This window comes from Pseudomonas sp. PME37.24/025 (assembly GCF_055556615.1).
The window spans coordinates 1-241 of the sequence record NZ_JBVHNK010000450.1; the positions used below are offsets into that span (position 1 = coordinate 1).

1 protein-coding gene is annotated in these 241 nt (G+C 67.2%); it reads left to right on the forward strand.

Annotation, left to right across the window (positions count from 1 at the left end; all coding sequences use genetic code 11):
- On the forward strand, window positions 1-241 hold a 241-nt coding region (locus ACZ3HH_RS31040), incomplete at both ends, for a hypothetical protein (RefSeq protein WP_465810551.1).

The following is a 241-nucleotide window of genomic DNA, read 5'->3' on the forward strand; positions in this document are numbered from 1 at the left end:
CTCGCGTCGAGATACGTGGCGATGCCGCGCGTGGCGGCGGTGAGATGGCGGCGCTCCTTCTTCCCGTCTTCGGTCGCGCGAACGTGCCGATTCCCGAAGGGTCAGTCGTTCGCGGCTGGGCCGATCTCGCGGCATTCGCGGCGATCAAGAGCCGTAACCTCGACGGCGTGTGGGAACCTTTCCGGCTGACCTCTTCGGCGCCGGAGGGGGAAGTGTTCGCCTACGACTTTCCCACGCGCCT